Source organism: Shigella sonnei (assembly GCF_002950395.1).
GTDB lineage: Bacteria > Pseudomonadota > Gammaproteobacteria > Enterobacterales > Enterobacteriaceae > ECMA0423.
This window is the reverse complement of record NZ_CP026802.1, coordinates 2,993,368-3,014,596: the sequence shown is the minus strand read 5'-3', so window position 1 is coordinate 3,014,596 and position 21,229 is coordinate 2,993,368. Positions and strand designations below refer to the sequence as shown.

Sequence of the window (21,229 nt, the reverse complement as noted above, 5' to 3'; positions counted from 1 at the left end):
AAAAAGCGCCGTTTTTTTTGACGGTGGTAAAGCCGATTAATCTTCCAGATCACCACAGAAGCGATAACCTTCACCGTGGATGGTGGCGATGATTTCCGGCGTATCCGGCGTAGATTCGAAATGTTTACGAATACGGCGGATCGTCACGTCTACAGTACGGTCGTGTGGTTTCAGCTCACGGCCGGTCATTTTCTTCAGCAGTTCAGCACGGGACTGAATTTTGCCTGGGTTTTCACAGAAGTGAAGCATGGCGCGGAACTCGCTGCGCGGCAGCTTGTACTGCTCGCCATCAGGGCCGATCAACGAACGGCTGTTGATGTCCAGTTCCCAACCATTGAACTTGTAGCTTTCAACGCTACGACGTTCTTCGCTGACAGTACCCAGATTCATGGTACGGGACAGCAGGTTGCGTGCACGAATCGTCAGTTCACGCGGGTTGAACGGTTTGGTGATGTAGTCATCTGCACCGATTTCGAGGCCGAGAATTTTATCGACTTCGTTGTCACGGCCAGTCAGGAACATCAACGCAACATTCGCCTGCTCGCGCAGTTCACGCGCTAACAGAAGACCGTTCTTACCCGGCAGATTGATATCCATGATCACCAGGTTGATGTCATATTCAGAGAGGATCTGATGCATTTCCGCGCCATCTGTCGCTTCGAAAACATCATAGCCTTCCGCTTCGAAAATACTTTTCAACGTGTTGCGTGTTACCAACTCGTCTTCAACGATAAGAATGTGCGGGGTCTGCATGTTTGCTACCTAAATTGCCAACTAAATCGAAACAGGAAGTACAAAAGTCCCTGACCTGCCTGATGCATGCTGCAAATTAACATGATCGGCGTAACATGACTAAAGTACGTAATTGCGTTCTTGATGCACTTTCCATCAACGTCAACAACATCATTAGCTTGGTCGTGGGTACTTTCCCTCAGGACCCGACAGTGTCAAAAACGGCTGTCATCCTAACCATTTTAACAGCAACATAACAGGCTAAGAGGGGCCGGACACCCAATAAAACTACGCTTCGTTGACATATATCAAGTTCAATTGTAGCACGTTAACAGTTTGATGAAATCATCGTATCTAAATGCTAGCTTTCGTCACATTATTTTAATAATCCAACTAGTTGCATCATACAACTAATAAACGTGGTGAATCCAATTGTCGAGATTTATTTTTTATAAAATTATCCTAAGTAAACAGAAGGATATGTAGCATTTTTTAACAATTAAACCGTTAGTACAGTCAGGAAATAGTTTAGCCTTTTTTAAGCTAAGTAAAGGGCTTTTTCTGCGACTTACGTTAAGAATTTGTAAATTCGCACCGCGTAATAAGTTGACAGTGATCACCCTGTTCGCGGTTATTTGGTCAAGAAGAGTGGCAATATGCGTATAACGATTATCCTGGTCGCACCCGCCAGAGCAGAAAATATTGGGGCAGCGGCGCGGGCAATGAAAACGATGGGTTTTAGCGAACTGCGGATTGTCGATAGTCAGGCACACCTGGAGCCAGCCACCCGCTGGGTCGCACATGGATCTGGTGATGTTATTGATAATATTAAAGTTTTCCCAACACTGGCTGAATCGTTACACGATGTCGATTTCACTGTCGCCACCACTGCGCGCAGTCGGGCGAAATATCATTACTACGCCACGCCAGTAGAACTGGTGCCGCTGTTAGAGGAAAAATCTTCATGGATGAGCCATGCCGCGCTGGTGTTTGGTCGCGAAGATTCCGGGCTGACTAACGAAGAGTTAGCGTTGGCTGACGTTCTTACTGGTGTGCCGATGGTGGCGGATTATCCTTCGCTCAATCTGGGGCAGGCGGTGATGGTCTATTGCTATCAATTAGCAACATTAATACAACAACCGGCGAAAAGTGACACAACGGCAGACCAACATCAACTGCAAGCTTTACGCGAACGAGTCATGGCATTGCTGACGACTCTGGCAGTGGCAGATGACATAAAACTGGTCGACTGGTTACAGCAACGCCTGGGGCTTTTAGAGCAACGAGACACGGCAATGTTGCACCGTTTGCTGCATGATATTGAAAAAAATATCACCAAATAAAAAACGCCTTAGTAAGTATTTTTCAGCTTTTCATTCTGACTGCAACGGGCAATATGTCTCTGTGTGGATTAAAAAAAGAGTGTCTGATAGCAGCTTCTGAACTGGTTACCTGCCATGAGTAAATTAAAATTTTATTGACTTAGGTCACTAAATACTTTAACCAATATAGGCATAGCGCACAGACAGATAAAAATTACAGAGTACACAACATCCATGAAACGCATTAGCACCACCATTACCACCACCATCACCATTACCACAGGTAACGGTGCGGGCTGACGCGTACAGGAAACACAGAAAAAAGCCCGCACCTGACAGTGCGGGCTTTTTTTTTCGACCAAAGGTAACGAGGTAACAACCATGCGAGTGTTGAAGTTCGGCGGTACATCAGTGGCAAATGCAGAACGTTTTCTGCGGGTTGCCGATATTCTGGAAAGCAATGCCAGGCAGGGGCAGGTGGCCACCGTCCTCTCTGCCCCCGCCAAAATCACCAACCACCTGGTGGCGATGATTGAAAAAACCATTAGCGGCCAGGATGCTTTACCCAATATCAGCGATGCCGAACGTATTTTTGCCGAACTTTTGACGGGACTCGCCGCCGCCCAGCCGGGATTCCCGCTGGCGCAATTGAAAACTTTCGTCGACCAGGAATTTGCCCAAATAAAACATGTCCTGCATGGCATTAGTTTGTTAGGGCAGTGCCCGGATAGCATTAACGCTGCGCTGATTTGCCGTGGCGAGAAAATGTCGATCGCCATTATGGCCGGCGTGTTAGAAGCGCGTGGTCACAACGTTACCGTTATCGATCCGGTCGAAAAACTACTGGCAGTGGGGCATTACCTCGAATCTACCGTCGATATTGCTGAGTCCACCCGCCGTATTGCGGCAAGTCGTATTCCGGCTGATCACATGGTGCTGATGGCAGGCTTCACCGCCGGTAATGAAAAAGGCGAACTGGTGGTACTTGGACGCAACGGTTCCGACTACTCCGCGGCGGTGCTGGCTGCCTGTTTACGCGCCGATTGTTGCGAGATTTGGACGGACGTTGACGGGGTCTATACCTGCGACCCGCGTCAGGTGCCCGATGCGAGGTTGTTGAAGTCGATGTCCTACCAGGAAGCGATGGAGCTTTCCTACTTCGGCGCTAAAGTTCTTCACCCCCGCACCATTACCCCCATCGCCCAGTTCCAGATCCCTTGCCTGATTAAAAATACCGGAAATCCTCAAGCACCAGGTACGCTCATTGGTGCCAGTCGTGATGAAGGCGAATTACCGGTCAAGGGCATTTCCAATCTGAATAACATGGCAATGTTCAGCGTTTCCGGCCCGGGGATGAAAGGAATGGTCGGCATGGCGGCGCGCGTCTTTGCCGCGATGTCACGCGCCCGTATTTCCGTGGTGCTGATTACGCAATCATCTTCCGAATACAGTATCAGTTTCTGCGTTCCGCAAAGCGACTGTGTGCGGGCTGAACGGGCAATGCAGGAAGAGTTCTACCTGGAACTGAAAGAAGGCTTACTGGAGCCGCTGGCGGTGATGGAACGGCTGGCCATTATCTCGGTGGTAGGTGATGGTATGCGCACCTTGCGTGGGATCTCGGCGAAATTCTTTGCCGCGCTGGCCCGCGCCAATATCAACATTGTCGCCATTGCTCAGGGATCTTCTGAACGCTCAATCTCTGTCGTGGTAAATAACGATGATGCGACCACTGGCGTGCGCGTTACTCATCAGATGCTGTTCAATACCGATCAGGTTATCGAAGTGTTTGTGATTGGCGTCGGTGGCGTTGGCGGTGCGCTGCTGGAGCAACTGAAGCGTCAGCAAAGCTGGCTGAAGAATAAACATATCGACTTACGTGTCTGCGGCGTTGCCAACTCGAAGGCTCTGCTCACTAGTGTGCATGGCCTTAATCTGGAAAACTGGCAGGAAGAACTTGCACAAGCCAAAGAGCCGTTTAATCTCGGGCGCTTAATTCGCCTCGTGAAAGAATATCATCTGCTGAACCCGGTCATTGTTGACTGCACCTCCAGCCAGGCAGTGGCGGATCAATATGCCGACTTCCTGCGCGAAGGTTTCCACGTTGTCACGCCGAACAAAAAGGCCAACACCTCGTCGATGGATTACTATCATCAGTTGCGTTATGCGGCGGAAAAATCGCGGCGTAAATTCCTCTATGACACCAACGTTGGGGCTGGATTACCGGTTATTGAGAACCTGCAAAATCTGCTCAATGCAGGTGATGAATTGGTGAAGTTCTCCGGCATTCTTTCAGGTTCGCTTTCTTATATCTTCGGCAAGTTAGACGAAGGCATGAGTTTCTCCGAGGCGACCACGCTGGCGCGGGAAATGGGTTATACCGAACCGGACCCGCGAGATGATCTTTCTGGTATGGATGTGGCGCGTAAACTATTGATTCTCGCTCGTGAAACGGGACGTGAACTGGAGCTGGCGGATATTGAAATTGAACCTGTGCTGCCCGCAGAGTTTAACGCCGAGGGTGATGTTGCCGCTTTTATGGCGAATCTGTCACAGCTCGACGATCTCTTTGCCGCGCGCGTGGCGAAGACCCGTGATGAAGGAAAAGTTTTGCGCTATGTTGGCAATATTGATGAAGATGGTGTCTGCCGCGTGAAGATTGCCGAAGTGGATGGGAATGATCCGCTGTTCAAAGTGAAAAATGGCGAAAACGCCCTGGCCTTTTATAGCCACTATTATCAGCCGCTGCCGTTGGTGCTGCGCGGATATGGTGCGGGCAATGACGTTACCGCTGCTGGTGTCTTTGCCGATCTGCTACGTACCCTCTCATGGAAGTTAGGAGTCTGACATGGTTAAAGTTTATGCCCCGGCTTCCAGTGCCAATATGAGCGTCGGGTTTGATGTGCTCGGGGCGGCGGTGACACCCGTTGATGGTGCATTGCTCGGAGATGTAGTCACGGTTGAGGCGGCAGAGACATTCAGTCTCAACAACCTCGGACGCTTTGCCGATAAGCTGCCGTCAGAACCACGGGAAAATATCGTTTATCAGTGCTGGGAGCGTTTTTGCCTGGAGCTGGGCAAGCAAATTCCAGTGGCGATGACTCTGGAAAAGAATATGCCGATCGGCTCGGGCTTAGGCTCCAGCGCCTGTTCGGTGGTCGCGGCGCTGATGGCGATGAATGAACACTGCGGCAAGCCACTTAATGACACCCGTTTGCTGGCTTTGATGGGCGAGCTGGAAGGACGTATCTCCGGCAGCATTCATTACGACAACGTGGCACCGTGTTTTCTTGGTGGTATGCAGTTGATGATCGAAGAAAACGACATCATCAGCCAGCAAGTGCCAGGGTTTGATGAGTGGCTGTGGGTGCTGGCGTATCCGGGAATTAAAGTCTCGACGGCAGAAGCCCGGGCTATTTTACCGGCGCAGTATCGCCGCCAGGATTGCATTGCGCACGGGCGACATCTGGCTGGCTTCATTCACGCCTGCTATTCCCGTCAGCCTGAGCTTGCCGCGAAGCTGATGAAAGATGTTATCGCTGAACCCTACCGTGAACGGTTACTGCCTGGCTTCCGGCAGGCGCGGCAGGCGGTCGCGGAAATCGGCGCGGTAGCGAGCGGTATCTCCGGCTCCGGCCCGACCTTGTTCGCTCTATGTGACAAGCCGGATACCGCCCAGCGCGTTGCCGACTGGTTGGGTAAGAACTACCTGCAAAATCAGGAAGGTTTTGTTCATATTTGCCGGCTGGATACGGCGGGCGCACGAGTACTGGAAAACTAAATGAAACTCTACAATCTGAAAGATCACAACGAGCAGGTCAGCTTTGCGCAAGCCGTAACCCAGGGGTTGGGCAAAAATCAGGGGCTGTTTTTTCCGCATGACCTGCCGGAATTCAGCCTGACTGAAATTGATGAGATGCTGAAGCTGGATTTTGTCACCCGCAGTGCGAAGATCCTCTCGGCGTTTATTGGTGATGAAATCCCGCAGGAAATCCTGGAAGAGCGCGTGCGCGCGGCGTTTGCCTTCCCGGCTCCGGTCGCCAATGTTGAAAGCGATGTCGGTTGTCTGGAATTGTTCCACGGGCCAACGCTGGCATTTAAAGATTTCGGCGGTCGCTTTATGGCACAAATGCTGACCCATATTGCGGGCGATAAGCCAGTGACCATTCTGACCGCGACCTCCGGTGATACCGGAGCGGCAGTGGCTCATGCTTTCTACGGTTTGCCGAATGTGAAAGTGGTTATCCTCTATCCACGAGGCAAAATCAGTCCACTGCAAGAAAAACTGTTCTGTACGTTGGGCGGCAATATCGAAACTGTTGCCATCGACGGCGATTTCGATGCCTGTCAGGCGCTGGTGAAGCAGGCGTTTGATGATGAAGAACTGAAAGTGGCGCTGGGGTTAAACTCGGCTAACTCGATTAACATCAGCCGTTTGCTGGCGCAGATTTGCTACTACTTTGAAGCAGTTGCGCAGCTGCCGCAGGAAGCGCGCAACCAGCTGGTTGTCTCGGTGCCAAGCGGAAACTTCGGCGATTTGACGGCGGGTCTGCTGGCGAAGTCACTCGGTCTGCCGGTGAAACGTTTTATTGCTGCGACCAACGTGAACGATACCGTGCCACGTTTCCTGCACGACGGTCAGTGGTCACCCAAAGCGACTCAGGCGACGTTATCCAACGCGATGGACGTGAGTCAGCCGAACAACTGGCCGCGTGTGGAAGAGTTGTTCCGCCGCAAAATCTGGCAACTGAAAGAGCTGGGTTATGCAGCCGTGGATGATGAAACCACGCAACAGACAATGCGTGAGTTAAAAGAACTGGGCTACACCTCGGAGCCGCACGCTGCCGTAGCGTATCGTGCGCTGTGTGACCAGTTGAATCCAGGCGAATATGGCTTGTTCCTCGGCACCGCGCATCCGGCGAAATTTAAAGAGAGCGTGGAAGCGATTCTCGGTGAAACGTTGGATCTGCCAAAAGAGCTGGCAGAACGTGCTGATTTACCCTTGCTTTCACATAATCTGCCCGCCGATTTTGCTGCGTTGCGTAAATTGATGATGAATCATCAGTAAAATCTATTCATTATCTCAATCAGGCCGGGTTTGCTTTTATGCAGCCCGGCTTTTTTATGAAGAAATTATGGAGAAAAACGACAGGGAAAAAGGAGAAATTCTCAATAAATGCGGTAACTTAGAGATTAGGATTGCGGAGAATAACAACCGTCGTTCTCATCGCGTAATCTCCGGATATCGACCCATAACGGGCAATGATAAAAGGAGTAACCTGTGAAAAAGATGCAATCTATCGTACTCGCACTTTCCCTGGTTCTGGTCGCTCCCATGGCAGCACAGGCTGCGGAAATTACGTTAGTCCCGTCAGTAAAATTACAGATAGGCGATCGTGATAATCGTGGCTATTACTGGGATGGAGGTCACTGGCGCGACCACGGCTGGTGGAAACAACATTATGAATGGCGAGGCAATCGCTGGCACCCACACGGACCGCCGCCACCGCCGCGCCACCATAAGAAAGCTCCTCATGATCATCACGGCGGTCATGGTCCAGGCAAACATCACCGCTAAATGACAAATGCCGGGTAACAATCCGGCATTCAGCGCCTGATGCGACGCTGGCGCGTCTTATCAGGCCTACGTGAATTCTGCAATATATTGAATCTGCATGCTTTTGTAGGCCGGATAAGGCGTTCACGCCGCATCCGGCATTGACTGCAAACTTAACGCTGCTCGTAGCGTTTAAACACCAGTTCGCCATTGCTGGAGGAAGCTTCATCAAAGAAGTAACCTTCGCTATTAAAACCAGTCAGTTGCTCTGGTTTGGTCAGCCGATTTTCAATAATGAAACGACTCATCAGACCGCGTGCTTTCTTAGCGTAGAAGCTGATTATCTTAAATTTGCCGTTCTTCTCATCGAGGAACACCGGCTTGATAATCTCGGCATTCAATTTCTTCGGCTTCACCGATTTAAAATACTCATCTGACGCCAGATTAATCACCACATTATCGCCTTGTGCTGCGAGCGCCTCGTTCAGCTTGTTGGTGATGATATCTCCCCAGAATTGATACAGATCTTTCCCTCGGGCATTCTCAAGACGGATCCCCATTTCCAGACGATAAGGCTGCATTAAATCGAGCGGGCGCAGTACGCCATACAAGCCGGAAAGCATTCGCAAATGCTGTTGGGCAAAATCGAAATCGTCTTCGCTGAAAGTTTCGGCCTGCAAGCCGGTGTAGACATCACCTTTAAACGCCAAAATAGCCTGGCGGGCATTCTCCGGCGTGAAATCTGGCTGCCAGTCATGAAAGCGAGCGGCGTTGATACCCGCCAGTTTGTCGCTGATGCGCATCAGCGTGCTAATCTGCGGAGGCGTCAGTTTCCGCGCTTCATGGATCAAGTGCTGGGAATTGTCTAACAGCTCCGGCAGCGTATAGCGCGTGGTGGTCAACGGGCTTTGGTAATCAAGCGTTTTCGCAGGTGAAATAAGAATCAGCATATCCAGTCCTTGCAGGAAATTTATGCCGACTTTAGCAAAAAAAGAGAATGAGTTGATCGATAGTTGTGATTACTCCTGCGAAACATCATCCCACGCGTCCGGAGAAAGCTGGCGACCGATATCCGGATAACGCAACGGATCAAACACCGGGCGCACGCCGAGTTTACGCTGGCGTAGATAATCACTGGCAATGGTATGAACCACAGGCGAGAGCAGTAAAATGGCGGTCAAATTGGTAATAGCCATGCAGGCCATTATGATATCTGCCAGTTGCCACATCAGCGGAAGACTTAGCAAGGTGCCGCCGATGACCGTTGCGAAGGTGCAGATCCGCAAACACCAGATCGCTTTAGGGTTGTTCAGGCGTAAAAAGAAGAGATTGTTTTCGGCATAAATGTAGTTGGCAACGATGGAGCTGAAGGCAAACAGAATAACCACGAGGGTAACAAACTCAGCACCCCAGGAACCCATTAGCACCCGCATCGCCTTCTGGATAAGCTGAATACCTTCCAGCGGCATGTAGGTTGTGTCGTTACCCGCCAGTAATATCAGCATGGCGCTTGCCGTACAGATGACCAGGGTGTCGATAAAAATGCCAATCATCTGGACAATCCCTTGCGCTGCCGGATGCGGAGGCCAGGACGCCGCTGCCGCTGCCGCGTTTGGCGTCGAACCCATTCCCGCCTCATTGGAAAACATACTGCGCTGAAAACCGTTAGTAATCGCCTGGCTTAAGGTATATCCCGCCGCGCCGCCTGCCGCTTCCTGCCAGCCAAAAGCACTCTCAAAAATAGACCAAATGACGTGGGGAAGTTGCCCGATATTTATTACGCAAATCACCATGCTGGTCAGCACCCAGATTATCGCCATCAACGGGACAAACCCCTGCATGAGCCGGGCGACGCCATGAAGACCGCGAGTGATTGCCAGCAGAGCAAAGACAGCGAGAATAATGCCTGTCACCAGCGGGGGAAAATCAAAAGAAAACTCAGGGCTCGGGCAACGGCGTTCGCCTGAACTCCGCTGAAAATTATGCCGTAGGCGATGAGCAAAAAGACGGCGAACAGAACGCCCATCCAACGCATCCCCAGCCCGCGCGCCATATACCATGCCGGTCCTCCACGAAACTGTCCATTGACGTCACGTTCTTTATAAAGTTGTGCAAGGGAACATTCGGCAAACGAGGTCGCCATGCCGATAAACGCGGCAACCCACATCCAAAAGACGGCTCCAGGTCCACCGGCGGTAATAGCCAGCGCAACGCCGGCCAGGTTGCCGCTACCCACGCGCGCCGCAAGACTGGTACACAATGACTGAAATGAGGTTAAACCGCCTGGCTGTGGATGAATGCTATTTTTAAGACTTTTGCCAAACTGGCGGATGTAGCGAAACTGCACAAATCCGGTGCGAAAAGTGAACCAACAACCTGCGCCGAAGAGCAGGTAAATCATTACCGATCCCCAAAGGACGCTGTTAATAAAGGAGAAAAAATCTGGCATGCATATCCCTCTTATTGCCGGTCGCGATGACTTTCCTGTGTAAACGTTACCAATTGTTTAAGAAGTATATACGCTACGAGGTACTTGATAACTTCTGCGTAGCATACATGAGGTTTTGTATAAAAATGGCGGGCGATATCAACGCAGTGTCAGAAATCCGAAACAGTCTCGCCTGGCGATAACCGTCTTGTCGGCGGTTGCGCTGACGTTGCGTCGTGATATCATCAGGGCAGACCGGTTACATCCCCCTAACAAGCTGTTTAAAGAGAAATACTATCATGACGGACAAATTGACCTCCCTTCGTCAGTACACCACCGTAGTGGCCGACACTGGGGACATCGCGGCAATGAAGCTGTATCAACCGCAGGATGCCACAACCAACCCTTCTCTCATTCTTAACGCAGCGCAGATTCCGGAATACCGTAAGTTGATTGATGATGCTGTCGCCTGGGCGAAACAGCAGAGCAACGATCGCGCGCAGCAGATCGTGGACGCGACCGACAAACTGGCAGTAAATATTGGTCTGGAAATCCTGAAACTGGTTCCGGGCCGTATCTCAACTGAAGTTGATGCGCGTCTTTCCTATGACACCGAAGCGTCAATTGCGAAAGCAAAACGCCTGATCAAACTCTACAACGATGCTGGTATTAGCAACGATCGTATTCTGATCAAACTGGCTTCTACCTGGCAGGGTATCCGTGCTGCAGAACAGCTGGAAAAAGAAGGCATCAACTGTAACCTGACCCTGCTGTTCTCCTTCGCTCAGGCTCGTGCTTGTGCGGAAGCAGGCGTGTTCCTGATCTCGCCATTTGTTGGCCGTATTCTTGACTGGTACAAAGCGAATACTGATAAGAAAGAGTACGCTCCGGCAGAAGATCCGGGCGTGGTTTCTGTATCTGAAATCTACCAGTACTACAAAGAGCACGGTTATGAAACCGTGGTTATGGGCGCAAGCTTCCGTAACATCGGCGAAATTCTGGAACTGGCAGGCTGCGACCGTCTTACCATCGCACCGGCACTGCTGAAAGAGCTGGCTGAGAGCGAAGGGGCTATCGAACGTAAACTGTCTTACACCGGCGAAGTGAAAGCGCGTCCGGCGCGTATCACTGAGTCCGAGTTCCTGTGGCAGCACAACCAGGATCCAATGGCAGTAGATAAACTGGCGGAAGGTATCCGTAAGTTTGCTATTGACCAGGAAAAACTGGAAAAAATGATCGGCGATCTGCTGTAATCATTCTTAGCGTGACCGGGAAGTCGGTCACGCTACCTCTTCTGAAGCCTGTCTGTCACTCCCTTCGCAGTGTATCATTCTGTTTAACGAGACTGTTTAAACGGAAAAATCTTGATGAATACTTTACGTATTGGCTTAGTTTCCATCTCTGATCGCGCATCCAGCGGCGTTTATCAGGATAAAGGCATCCCTGCGCTGGAAGAATGGCTGACATCGGCGCTAACCACGCCGTTTGAACTGGAAACCCGCTTAATCCCCGATGAGCAGGCGATCATCGAGCAAACGTTGTGTGAGCTAGTGGATGAAATGAGTTGCCATCTGGTGCTCACCACGGGCGGAACTGGCCCGGCGCGTCGTGACGTAACGCCCGATGCGACGCTGGCAGTAGCGGACCGCGAGATGCCTGGCTTTGGTGAACAGATGCGCCAGATAAGCCTGCATTTTGTACCAACTGCGATCCTTTCGCGTCAGGTTGGTGTGATTCGCAAACAGGCGCTGATCCTTAACTTACCCGGTCAGCCGAAGTCTATTAAAGAGACGCTGGAAGGTGTGAAGGACGCTGCGGGTAACGTTGTGGTACACGGTATTTTTGCCAGCGTACCGTACTGCATTCAGTTGCTGGAAGGGCCATACGTTGAAACGGCACCAGAAGTGGTTGCTGCATTCAGACCGAAGAGTGCAAGACGCGACGTTAGCGAATAAAAAAATCCCCCGAGCGGGGGGATCTCAAAACAATTAGTGGGATTCACCAATCGGCAGAACGGTGCGACCAAACTGCTCGTTCAGTACTTCACCCATCGCCAGATAGATTGCACTGGCACCACAGATCAGACCAATCCAGCCGGCAAAGTGGATGATTGCGGCGTTACCGGCAATGTTACCGATCGCCAGCAGGGCAAACAGCACAGTCAGGCTAAAGAAAACGAATTGCAGAACGCGTGCGCCTTTCAGCGTGCCGAAGAACATAAACAGCGTAAATACGCCCCACAGACCCAGGTAGACACCAAGGAACTGTGCATTTGGCGCATCGGTCAGACCCAGTTTCGGCATCAGCAGAATCGCAACCAGCGTCAACCAGAAAGAACCGTAAGAGGTGAATGCGGTTAAACCGAAAGTGTTGCCTTTTTTGTACTCCAGCAGACCGGCAAAAATTTGCGCGATGCCGCCGTAGAAAATGCCCATGGCAAGAATAATACCGTCCAGAGCGAAATAACCCACGTTGTGCAGGTTAAGCAGAATGGTGGTCATGCCGAAGCCCATCAGGCCCAGCGGTGCCGGATTAGCCAACTTAGTGTTGCCCATAATTCCTCAAAAATCATCATCGAATGAATGGTGAAATAATTTCCCTGAATAACAGTAGTGTTTTCAGGGCGCGGCATAATAATCAGCCAGTGGGGCAGTGTCTACGATCTTTTGAGGGGAAAATGAAAATTTTCCCCGGTTTACGGTGTCAGACCTGAGTGGCGCTAACCATCCGGCGCAGGCAGGCGATTTGTATTACGGCTGGAATTGTCACGCGATAGGCACTGCCGCTGACCGCTTTAACCCCATTTAATGCTGCGCCCACAGGGCCTCCCAGACCCGCGCCGCGCAGCAAACCATGCCCAAGCACGCTCATTGCTGCGTGGGTGCGTAAAATGCGGGTCAATTGGCTGGAAAGCAAATGCGACACGCCTTTTGCCAATAATTTGTCTTTCATCAGCAGCGGCAGCAGCTCTTCCAGCTCATTCACCCTGGCATCGACCGCGTGCAGAAACTCCTGCTTATGTTCCTCGTCCATATTCTTCCAGGTGTTACGCAGAAATTGTTCCAGTAACTGTTGCTCAATCTCAAACGTAGACATCTCTTTGTCGGCTTTCAGCTTCAATCGTTTTGAAACATCGAGCAAAATGGCCCGATACAATTTACCGTGTCCGCGCAGTTTGTTGGCGATACTATCGCCACCAAAATGCTGTAATTCTCCAGCAATCAGCTGCCAGTTGCGGCGATGTTGCTCGGGATGCCCTTCCATCGATTTAAACAGTTCGTTGCGCATCAGTACGCTGGAGAGGCGAGTTTTGCCTTTTTCATTATGGGTGAGCAATCGGGCGAAATTTGCCAACTGTTCCTCACTACAATGCTGAAGAAAATCCAGATCTGAATCATTCAGGTAATTAACATTCATTTTTTGTGGTTTCTATATTCTGGCGTTAGTCGTCGCCGATAATTTTCAGCGTGGCCATATCCGATGAGTTCACCGTATGACCGGAAAAGGTGATTTTTGAGACGCAGCGTTTATTGTCGTTATCACTGTTAATGTTGATCCAGTCAGTGGTTTGCCCTTCTTTTATTTCTGAAGGAATATTCAGACTCTGACTGGCGCTACGGGCGGCTTTGAAATAAACCGATGCACCGCTTAACTGTAAATCGCCATGGTCGGCAGAGAGTTGTATGCGTTTCACAATGCGACAAACAGGAAGTTTCAGCGCCAGATCGTTGGTTTCGTTACGCGGCATTGCAATGACGCCGAGGAGTTTATGGTCGTTTGCCTGCGCCGTGCAGCACAGCATCAGGCTAATCGCCAGGCTGGCGGAAATCGTAAAAACGGATTTCATAAGGATTCTCTTAGTGGGAAGAGGTAGAGGGATGAATACCCACTAGTTTACTGCTGATAAAGAGAAGATTCAGGTACGTAATCTTTTCTTTTTATTACAATTTTTTGATGAATGCCTTGGCTGCGATTCATTCTTTATATGAATAAAATTGCTGTCAATTTTACGTCTTGTCCTGCCATATCGCGAAATTTCTGCGCAAAAGCACAAAAAATTTTTGCATCTCCCCCTTGATGACGTGGGTTACGACCCCATTTAGTAGTCAACCGCAGTGAGTGAGTCTGCAAAAAAATGAAATTGGGCAGTTGAAACCAGACGTTTCGCCCCTATTACAGACTCACAACCACATGATGACCGAATATATAGTGGAGACGTTTAGATGGGTAAAATAATTGGTATCGACCTGGGTACTACCAACTCTTGTGTAGCGATTATGGATGGCACCACTCCTCGCGTGCTGGAGAACGCCGAAGGCGATCGCACCACGCCTTCTATTATTGCCTATACCCAGGATGGTGAAACTCTGGTTGGTCAGCCGGCTAAACGTCAGGCAGTGACGAACCCGCAAAACACCCTGTTTGCGATTAAACGCCTGATTGGCCGCCGCTTCCAGGACGAAGAAGTACAGCGTGATGTTTCCATCATGCCGTTCAAAATTATTGCTGCTGATAACGGCGACGCATGGGTCGAAGTTAAAGGCCAGAAAATGGCACCGCCGCAGATTTCTGCTGAAGTGCTGAAAAAAATGAAGAAAACCGCTGAAGATTACTTGGGTGAACCGGTAACTGAAGCTGTTATCACCGTACCGGCATACTTTAACGATGCTCAGCGTCAGGCAACCAAAGACGCAGGCCGTATCGCTGGTCTGGAAGTAAAACGTATCATCAACGAACCGACCGCAGCTGCGCTGGCTTACGGTCTGGACAAAGGTACTGGCAACCGTACTATCGCGGTTTATGACCTGGGTGGTGGTACTTTCGATATTTCTATTATCGAAATCGACGAAGTTGACGGCGAAAAAACCTTCGAAGTTCTGGCTACCAACGGTGATACCCACCTGGGGGGTGAAGACTTCGACAGCCGTCTGATCAACTACCTGGTTGAAGAATTCAAGAAAGATCAGGGCATTGACCTGCGCAACGATCCGCTGGCAATGCAGCGCCTGAAAGAAGCGGCAGAAAAAGCGAAAATCGAACTGTCTTCCGCTCAGCAGACCGACGTTAACCTGCCGTACATCACTGCAGATGCGACCGGTCCGAAACACATGAACATCAAAGTGACTCGTGCGAAACTGGAAAGCCTGGTTGAAGATCTGGTAAACCGTTCCATTGAGCCGCTGAAAGTTGCACTGCAGGACGCTGGCCTGTCCGTATCTGATATCGACGACGTTATCCTCGTGGGTGGTCAGACTCGTATGCCAATGGTTCAGAAGAAAGTTGCTGAGTTCTTTGGTAAAGAGCCGCGTAAAGACGTTAACCCGGACGAAGCTGTAGCAATCGGTGCTGCTGTTCAGGGTGGTGTTCTGACTGGTGACGTAAAAGACGTACTGCTGCTGGACGTTACCCCGCTGTCTCTGGGTATCGAAACCATGGGCGGTGTGATGACGACGCTGATCGCGAAAAATACCACTATCCCGACCAAGCACAGCCAGGTGTTCTCTACCGCTGAAGACAACCAGTCTGCGGTAACCATCCATGTGCTGCAGGGTGAACGTAAACGTGCAGCTGATAACAAATCTCTGGGTCAGTTCAACCTGGATGGTATCAACCCGGCACCGCGCGGCATGCCGCAGATCGAAGTTACCTTCGATATCGATGCTGACGGTATCTTGCACGTTTCCGCGAAAGATAAAAACAGCGGTAAAGAGCAGAAGATCACCATCAAGGCTTCTTCTGGTCTGAACGAAGATGAAATCCAGAAAATGGTACGCGACGCAGAAGCTAACGCCGAAGCTGACCGTAAGTTTGAAGAGCTGGTACAGACTCGCAACCAGGGCGACCATCTGCTGCACAGCACCCGTAAGCAGGTTGAAGAAGCAGGCGACAAACTGCCGGCTGACGACAAAACTGCTATCGAGTCTGCGCTGACTGCACTGGAAACTGCTCTGAAAGGTGAAGACAAAGCCGCTATCGAAGCGAAAATGCAGGAACTGGCACAGGTTTCCCAGAAACTGATGGAAATCGCCCAGCAGCAACATGCCCAGCAGCAGACTGCCGGTGCTGATGCTTCTGCAAACAACGCGAAAGATGACGATGTTGTCGACGCTGAATTTGAAGAAGTCAAAGACAAAAAATAATCGCCCTATAAACGGGTAATTATACTGACACGGGCGAAGGGGAATTTCCTCTCCGCCCGTGCATTCATCTAGGGGCAATTTAAAAAAGATGGCTAAGCAAGATTATTACGAGATTTTAGGCGTTTCCAAAACAGCGGAAGAGCGTGAAATCAAAAAGGCCTACAAACGCCTGGCCATGAAATACCACCCGGACCGTAACCAGGGTGACAAAGAGGCCGAGGCGAAATTTAAAGAGATCAAGGAAGCTTATGAAGTTCTGACCGACTCGCAAAAACGTGCGGCATACGATCAGTATGGTCATGCTGCGTTTGAGCAAGGTGGCATGGGCGGCGGCGGTTTTGGCGGCGGCGCAGACTTCAGCGATATTTTTGGTGACGTTTTCGGCGATATTTTTGGCGGCGGACGTGGTCGTCAACGTGCGGCGCGCGGTGCTGATTTACGCTATAACATGGAGCTCACCCTCGAAGAAGCTGTACGTGGCGTGACCAAAGAGATCCGCATTCCGACTCTGGAAGAGTGTGACGTTTGCCACGGTAGCGGTGCAAAACCAGGTACACAGCCGCAGACCTGTCCGACCTGTCATGGTTCTGGTCAGGTGCAGATGCGCCAGGGATTCTTCGCTGTACAGCAGACCTGTCCACACTGTCAGGGCCGCGGTACGCTGATCAAAGATCCGTGCAACAAATGTCATGGTCATGGTCGTGTTGAGCGCAGCAAAACGCTGTCCGTTAAAATCCCGGCAGGGGTGGACACTGGAGACCGCATCCGTCTTGCGGGCGAAGGTGAAGCGGGCGAGCATGGCGCACCGGCAGGCGATCTGTACGTTCAGGTTCAGGTTAAACAGCACCCGATTTTCGAGCGTGAAGGCAACAACCTCTATTGCGAAGTCCCGATCAACTTCGCTATGGCGGCGCTGGGTGGCGAAATCGAAGTACCGACCCTTGATGGTCGCGTCAAACTGAAAGTGCCTGGCGAAACCCAGACCGGTAAGCTTTTCCGTATGCGCGGTAAAGGCGTCAAGTCTGTCCGCGGTGGCGCACAGGGTGATTTGCTGTGCCGCGTTGTCGTCGAAACACCGGTAGGCCTGAACGAGAAGCAGAAACAGTTGCTGCAAGAGCTGCAAGAAAGCTTCGGTGGCCCAACCGGTGAGCACAACAGCCCGCGCTCAAAGAGCTTCTTTGATGGTGTGAAGAAGTTTTTTGACGACCTGACCCGCTAACCTCCCCAAAAGCCTGCCCGTGGGCAGGCTTGGGTAAAATTAGGGTGCGTTGAAGATATGCGAGCACCTGAAAAGTGGCGGGGATCACTCCCCGCCGTTGCTCTTACTCGGATTCGTAAGCCGTGAAAACAGCAACCTCCGTCTGGCCAGTTCGGATGTGAACCTCACAGAGGTCTTTTCTCGTTACCAGCGCCGCCACTACGGCGGTGATACAGATGACGATCAGGGCGACAATCATCGCCTTATGCTGCTTCATTGCTCTCTTCTCCTTGACCTTACGGTCAGTAAGAGGCACTCTACATGTGTTCAGCATATAGGGGGCCTCGGGTTGATAGTAAAATATCACTCGGGGCTTTTCTCTATCTGCCGTTCAGCTAATGCCTGAGACAGATAGCCTCAAGCACCCGCCGCTATTATATCGCTCTCTTTAACCCATTCTGTTTTATCGATTCTAATCCTGAAGACGCCTCGCATTTTTGTGGCGTAATTTTTTAATGATTTAATTATTTAACTTTAATTTATCTATTTATCGCAATTATTGACGACAAGCTGGATTATTTTTGAAATATTGTCCTAACAAATAACGCCGACTGACAAGAAATTAATTATTACTTTTCCTAATTAATCCCTCAGAAATCCTGACCTTAAGCTATGATTATCAGGGCTTAGGGTCACCCGTTAGCGCTGATATGACTTTCCGTGTTAAACCGGAATCTCTAATTTTGACGATTTTCTTTTTAGGTTTAATTCCCTGAGGGCGACGTAGCAGTAAATCCGACGGTGAATCACGCTGATATTCGCGGGTTGGATACCGCATTACAGAGGTCCGTCATATGAGCCTGCCACTTTCTTACGTCGCGAATCAGCTTTGTTCCGCCGTCGCCAAGCGCTAACGTGGGTTACTCTTGTACCGGGCTACGTCGCCTTCAGGGAACTGGTTATTCTCATTTTTTATTTGTGACATTGTGGTTGTTGTGCGACAGACATTGCTATTCGGCCCATATCCCAGATAAAACCCGCCAGCTCACGTGCAACAGCAACAATTGTAATATTGACATTCTTTCCTTTGGCCTGAAGTTTTCGATACCTCTTACAAAGCCTGAGTTGAGCATCCCATGCTCTGTCAATGACGGGGCGGGGTAAATTTTCCTGCCTTTTTTGTATTGCCGGACTGATGCGTGCCGGATGACGGTAACTCCACGCTGCCTCGACCAATAGCTTTCTGGCATAGCTGTTTCCGGCTTTGGTAATGCTGCCCTGATGTCTGCTTCCACCCGATGAATATTCTGATGGCGTGATACCAAACCATGACATCAGTTGTCGTGGATGTTCAAAACGGGTCAGATCACCCAGTTCAGAAATTAATCCAACCGCAGTAATAAACTGAATCCCTCGCATGGCTTGCAGCGCCTCTACTACCGGATACAGCCTCCATTCGGTAACGGCCTCCTTCAGGGCGGATTCCAGCCGTTCACATTGTGCCTGCCGATCTTCTATTGTACGACGGTGTTCGTCAAAAGCTAATTGTCGCCAGGGACTTTCGAATGAGTATTTGCTGAGCCAGCGTCGGTGTGCAGGGCCCCAATCTGCTCGCCCGACATAATGGACCCCATGAACCAGAAGAAACGATTTCAGACGTTGCCTTGCATGCCGTAAATCATCGCGGGCAGATGCCCATGCCCGGGCCAAATCCCGGAATGCCTCATCTTCAATGCCGGGTACGTAGACAGCAGAAAGATCTCCTGTCAGCGCCAGTGATATAAGACGGTAATTCGCCATTTGGATTGTCCGCTCCACCCAACATGTTGTTTCCTTAAGGTTCTCACACCAGAAAGGACATCAACATGCTGAGCAGAGAGGACTTTTACATGATAAAGCAAATGCGCCAGCAGGGCGCGTACATCGTCGATATTGCGACTCAGATTGGTTGCTCTGAACGGACGGTCAGACGCTACCTCAAATACCCTGAACCGCCAGCCAGAAAGACCCGCCACAAAATGGTTAAGCTGAAACCGTTTATGGATTACATCGACATGCGCCTGGCAGAGAATGTCTGGAATAGCGAGGTTATCTTCGCGGAGATTAAGGCAATGGGTTATACGGGCGGACGTTCCATGCTGCGTTACTACATCCAGCCCAAACGTAAAATGCGTCCGTCAAAAAGAACAGTTCGCTTCGAAACTCAGCCTGGATACCAGCTCCAGCATGACTGGGGCGAAGTTGAGGTGGAGGTTGCCGGGCAACGGTGCAAAGTTAACTTTGCGGTTAATACGCTGGGGTTCTCCCGCAGCTTCCATGTCTTCGCCGCACCAAAACAGGATGCTGAGCATACCTACGAATCACTGGTTCGCGCCTTCCACTACTTCGGTGGTTGTGTGAAAACGGTGCTGGTTGATAACCAGAAGGCTGCGGTGCTGAAGAATAACAACGGGAAAGTCGTGTTCAACTCCGGATTCCTGTTGCTGGCTGACCACTATAACTTCCTGCCACGGGCATGCCGTCCACGCAGGGCCAGAACAAAAGGTAAGGTTGAGCGGATGGTGAAATACCTCAAGGAGAACTTCTTCGTCCGGTACCGCAGGTTCGACAGCTTCACTCATGTCAATCAACAACTGGAGCAATGGATAGCCGATGTGGCTGACAAACGGGAGCTTCGCCAGTTCAAAGAAACGCCGGAACAGCGCTTCGCGCTGGAGCAGGAACATCTGCAGCCGTTACCGGATACAGACTTCGATACCAGTTACTTCGATATCCGCCATGTGTCCTGGGACAGCTATATCGAGGTTGGTGGTAATCGTTACAGCGTTCCCGAAGCGCTGTGTGGTTAGCCGGTATCGATACGAATATCGCTGGATGACGAGTTGCGGATCTACAGTAATGAGAAACTGGTGGCCTCACATCGCCTCTGTTCAGCATCGTCTGGCTGGCAGACAGTGCCGGAGCATCACGCCCCGCTCTGGCAGCAGGTCAGTCAGGTGGAACATCGACCACTGAGTGCCTATGAGGAGCTGTTGTGATGCATGAACTGGAAGTCCTGCTGAGTCGCCTGAAAATGGAGCATCTGAGTTATCACGTTGAAAGCCTGCTGGAACAGGCAGCTAAAAAAGAGCTGAACTACCGGGAGTTCCTGTGCATGGCGCTACAGCAGGAATGGAACGGCAGGCATCAGCGCGGTATGGAGTCCAGGCTGAAGCAGGCTCGTCTGCCGTGGGTCAAAACGCTGGAGCAGTTCGACTTTACCTTCCAGCCGGGCATCGACCGTAAGGTTGTCCGGGAACTGGCTGGTCTGGCGTTCGTGGAGCGCAGCGAAAACGTGATCCTGCTGGGCCCTCCTGGTGTCGGAAAAACTCATCTGGCCATAGCTCTTGGCGTGAAAGCGGTGGATGCGGGACATCGGGTACTGTTTATGCCACTGGACAGACTGATCGCGACACTGATGAAAGCGAAACAGGAAAACCGGCTGGAGCGTCAGCTACAGCAACTGAGTTATGCCCGGGTGTTGATCCTGGATGAAATAGGCTATCTGCCGATGAACAGAGAGGAAGCCAGTCTGTTCTTCCGGCTACTGAACCGTCGATATGAAAAAGCGAGCATCATACTGACGTCAAACAAAGGGTTCGCAGACTGGGGAGAAATGTTCGGAGATCACGTACTGGCAACAGCGATCCTGGATCGGCTGCTACATCACTCAACCACGCTGAATATCAAAGGAGAGAGTTACCGGTTAAAAGAGAAACGTAAAGCTGGAGTGCTGACCAAAAACACAACGCCAATCAGTGATGATGAAATGGTGGAAAGCGGACAGCATCAGTAACGAAAGTATTTAGCGGGCAT

Annotated in this window: 19 protein-coding genes, 2 pseudogenes and 1 other annotated feature; of the genes and pseudogenes, 13 read left to right on the top strand and 8 right to left on the bottom strand. The window is 50.8% G+C overall.

What is annotated here, in order from left to right; genetic code table 11:
• Positions 1-36: 36 nt before the first annotated feature.
• A complete protein-coding gene (gene arcA, locus C1P89_RS15680) occupies positions 37-753 on the bottom strand; it encodes a two-component system response regulator ArcA (RefSeq protein WP_001194358.1) in 717 nt (238 codons plus the stop codon).
• 95 nt (positions 754-848) lie between these two features.
• Between arcA and yjjY the strand changes: the two genes are divergently transcribed.
• The 7 genes from yjjY (at position 849) to C1P89_RS15645 (ending at position 7,629) form a co-directional block, all read left to right on the top strand.
• The gene (yjjY, locus tag C1P89_RS15675) at positions 849-989 is read left to right on the top strand and encodes a YjjY family protein (RefSeq protein WP_001303782.1); all 141 of its coding nucleotides are present in this window, start codon (positions 849-851) and stop codon (positions 987-989) included.
• Positions 990-1,388: 399 nt separating this feature from the next.
• Positions 1,389-2,075, top strand: coding sequence for a tRNA/rRNA methyltransferase (locus C1P89_RS15670; RefSeq protein ID WP_001223188.1), 687 nt, complete (start codon positions 1,389-1,391; stop codon positions 2,073-2,075).
• 213 nt (positions 2,076-2,288) lie between these two features.
• On the top strand, positions 2,289-2,354 hold the full coding sequence (gene thrL / locus C1P89_RS15665) for a thr operon leader peptide (RefSeq protein WP_001386572.1): 66 nt from the start codon (positions 2,289-2,291) through the stop codon (positions 2,352-2,354).
• Positions 2,290-2,409: a sequence feature (Thr leader region), on the top strand. It overlaps the preceding gene by 65 nt.
• A 26-nt stretch (positions 2,410-2,435) precedes the next feature.
• Positions 2,436-4,898 (top strand): bifunctional aspartate kinase/homoserine dehydrogenase I, encoded by a 2,463-nt coding sequence (thrA, locus tag C1P89_RS15660; RefSeq protein ID WP_001264720.1) that lies wholly within the window; start codon positions 2,436-2,438, stop codon positions 4,896-4,898.
• A 1-nt stretch (position 4,899) separates the two neighbouring features.
• A complete protein-coding gene (thrB, locus tag C1P89_RS15655) occupies positions 4,900-5,832 on the top strand; it encodes a homoserine kinase (RefSeq protein ID WP_000241650.1) in 933 nt (310 codons plus the stop codon).
• Positions 5,833-7,119 (top strand): threonine synthase, encoded by a 1,287-nt coding sequence (gene thrC, locus C1P89_RS15650; RefSeq protein WP_000781059.1) that lies wholly within the window; start codon positions 5,833-5,835, stop codon positions 7,117-7,119. It abuts the gene before it with no gap.
• A gap of 213 nt (positions 7,120-7,332) precedes the next feature.
• On the top strand, positions 7,333-7,629 hold the full coding sequence (locus C1P89_RS15645; protein WP_000738723.1) for a DUF2502 domain-containing protein: 297 nt from the start codon (positions 7,333-7,335) through the stop codon (positions 7,627-7,629).
• A 152-nt stretch (positions 7,630-7,781) separates the two neighbouring features.
• Here the strand turns inward: C1P89_RS15645 and yaaA are convergent, their stop codons facing one another.
• Together yaaA and C1P89_RS15635 are read right to left on the bottom strand one after the other, a co-directional pair.
• Positions 7,782-8,558, bottom strand: a complete 777-nt coding sequence (yaaA, locus tag C1P89_RS15640) for a peroxide stress protein YaaA (protein WP_000906191.1) — start codon at positions 8,556-8,558, stop codon at positions 7,782-7,784.
• Between the two features lie 69 nt (positions 8,559-8,627).
• Positions 8,628-10,057: pseudogene (locus tag C1P89_RS15635) on the bottom strand (alanine/glycine:cation symporter family protein).
• A 278-nt stretch (positions 10,058-10,335) separates the two neighbouring features.
• On the opposite strand from C1P89_RS15635, the gene tal reads away from it, so the two are divergent.
• Both tal and mog read left to right on the top strand, forming a co-directional pair.
• The gene (gene tal / locus C1P89_RS15630; RefSeq protein WP_000130185.1) at positions 10,336-11,289 is read left to right on the top strand and encodes a transaldolase; all 954 of its coding nucleotides are present in this window, start codon (positions 10,336-10,338) and stop codon (positions 11,287-11,289) included.
• Between the two features lie 114 nt (positions 11,290-11,403).
• Positions 11,404-11,991, top strand: coding sequence for a molybdopterin adenylyltransferase (gene mog, locus C1P89_RS15625; protein ID WP_001094682.1), 588 nt, complete (start codon positions 11,404-11,406; stop codon positions 11,989-11,991).
• Between the two features lie 33 nt (positions 11,992-12,024).
• On the opposite strand, the gene satP is transcribed toward mog, so the two are convergent.
• From satP to C1P89_RS15610, 3 genes are all read right to left on the bottom strand, one after another.
• On the bottom strand, positions 12,025-12,591 hold the full coding sequence (gene satP, locus C1P89_RS15620) for an acetate uptake transporter (RefSeq protein ID WP_000528538.1): 567 nt from the start codon (positions 12,589-12,591) through the stop codon (positions 12,025-12,027).
• Between the two features lie 148 nt (positions 12,592-12,739).
• Positions 12,740-13,453 carry an acidic protein MsyB gene (gene msyB, locus C1P89_RS15615; protein ID WP_001102381.1) on the bottom strand — a complete coding sequence of 238 codons (714 nt, stop codon included), beginning with the start codon at positions 13,451-13,453 and terminating at the stop codon, positions 12,740-12,742.
• A 25-nt stretch (positions 13,454-13,478) separates the two neighbouring features.
• Positions 13,479-13,883 (bottom strand): DUF2541 family protein, encoded by a 405-nt coding sequence (locus C1P89_RS15610; RefSeq protein WP_000843568.1) that lies wholly within the window; start codon positions 13,881-13,883, stop codon positions 13,479-13,481.
• Positions 13,884-14,259: 376 nt separating this feature from the next.
• Between C1P89_RS15610 and dnaK the strand changes: the two genes are divergently transcribed.
• Both dnaK and dnaJ read left to right on the top strand, forming a co-directional pair.
• Positions 14,260-16,176 (top strand): molecular chaperone DnaK, encoded by a 1,917-nt coding sequence (gene dnaK / locus C1P89_RS15605; protein ID WP_000516135.1) that lies wholly within the window; start codon positions 14,260-14,262, stop codon positions 16,174-16,176.
• A gap of 88 nt (positions 16,177-16,264) precedes the next feature.
• On the top strand, positions 16,265-17,395 hold the full coding sequence (gene dnaJ / locus C1P89_RS15600) for a molecular chaperone DnaJ (protein ID WP_001118464.1): 1,131 nt from the start codon (positions 16,265-16,267) through the stop codon (positions 17,393-17,395).
• A 103-nt stretch (positions 17,396-17,498) separates the two neighbouring features.
• On the opposite strand, the gene mokC is transcribed toward dnaJ, so the two are convergent.
• Positions 17,499-17,651, bottom strand: coding sequence for a type I toxin-antitoxin system toxin MokC (mokC, locus tag C1P89_RS15595; RefSeq protein WP_000809168.1), 153 nt, complete (start codon positions 17,649-17,651; stop codon positions 17,499-17,501).
• A gap of 695 nt (positions 17,652-18,346) precedes the next feature.
• Positions 18,347-19,174: an IS110 family RNA-guided transposase gene (locus C1P89_RS15590; RefSeq protein WP_000035075.1), complete on the bottom strand. Its 828-nt coding sequence runs from the start codon at positions 19,172-19,174 to the stop codon at positions 18,347-18,349.
• 65 nt (positions 19,175-19,239) lie between these two features.
• Here C1P89_RS15590 and istA point away from each other — a divergent pair.
• Positions 19,240-20,412, top strand: a pseudogene (istA, locus tag C1P89_RS15585) (IS21-like element IS21 family transposase).
• Complete coding sequence (gene istB, locus C1P89_RS15580; RefSeq protein ID WP_000544828.1) at positions 20,412-21,209, top strand: IS21-like element IS21 family helper ATPase IstB; 798 nt, start codon at positions 20,412-20,414, stop codon at positions 21,207-21,209. Before istA ends, istB begins: the two are co-directional and overlap by 1 nt.
• Positions 21,210-21,229 lie beyond the last annotated feature (20 nt).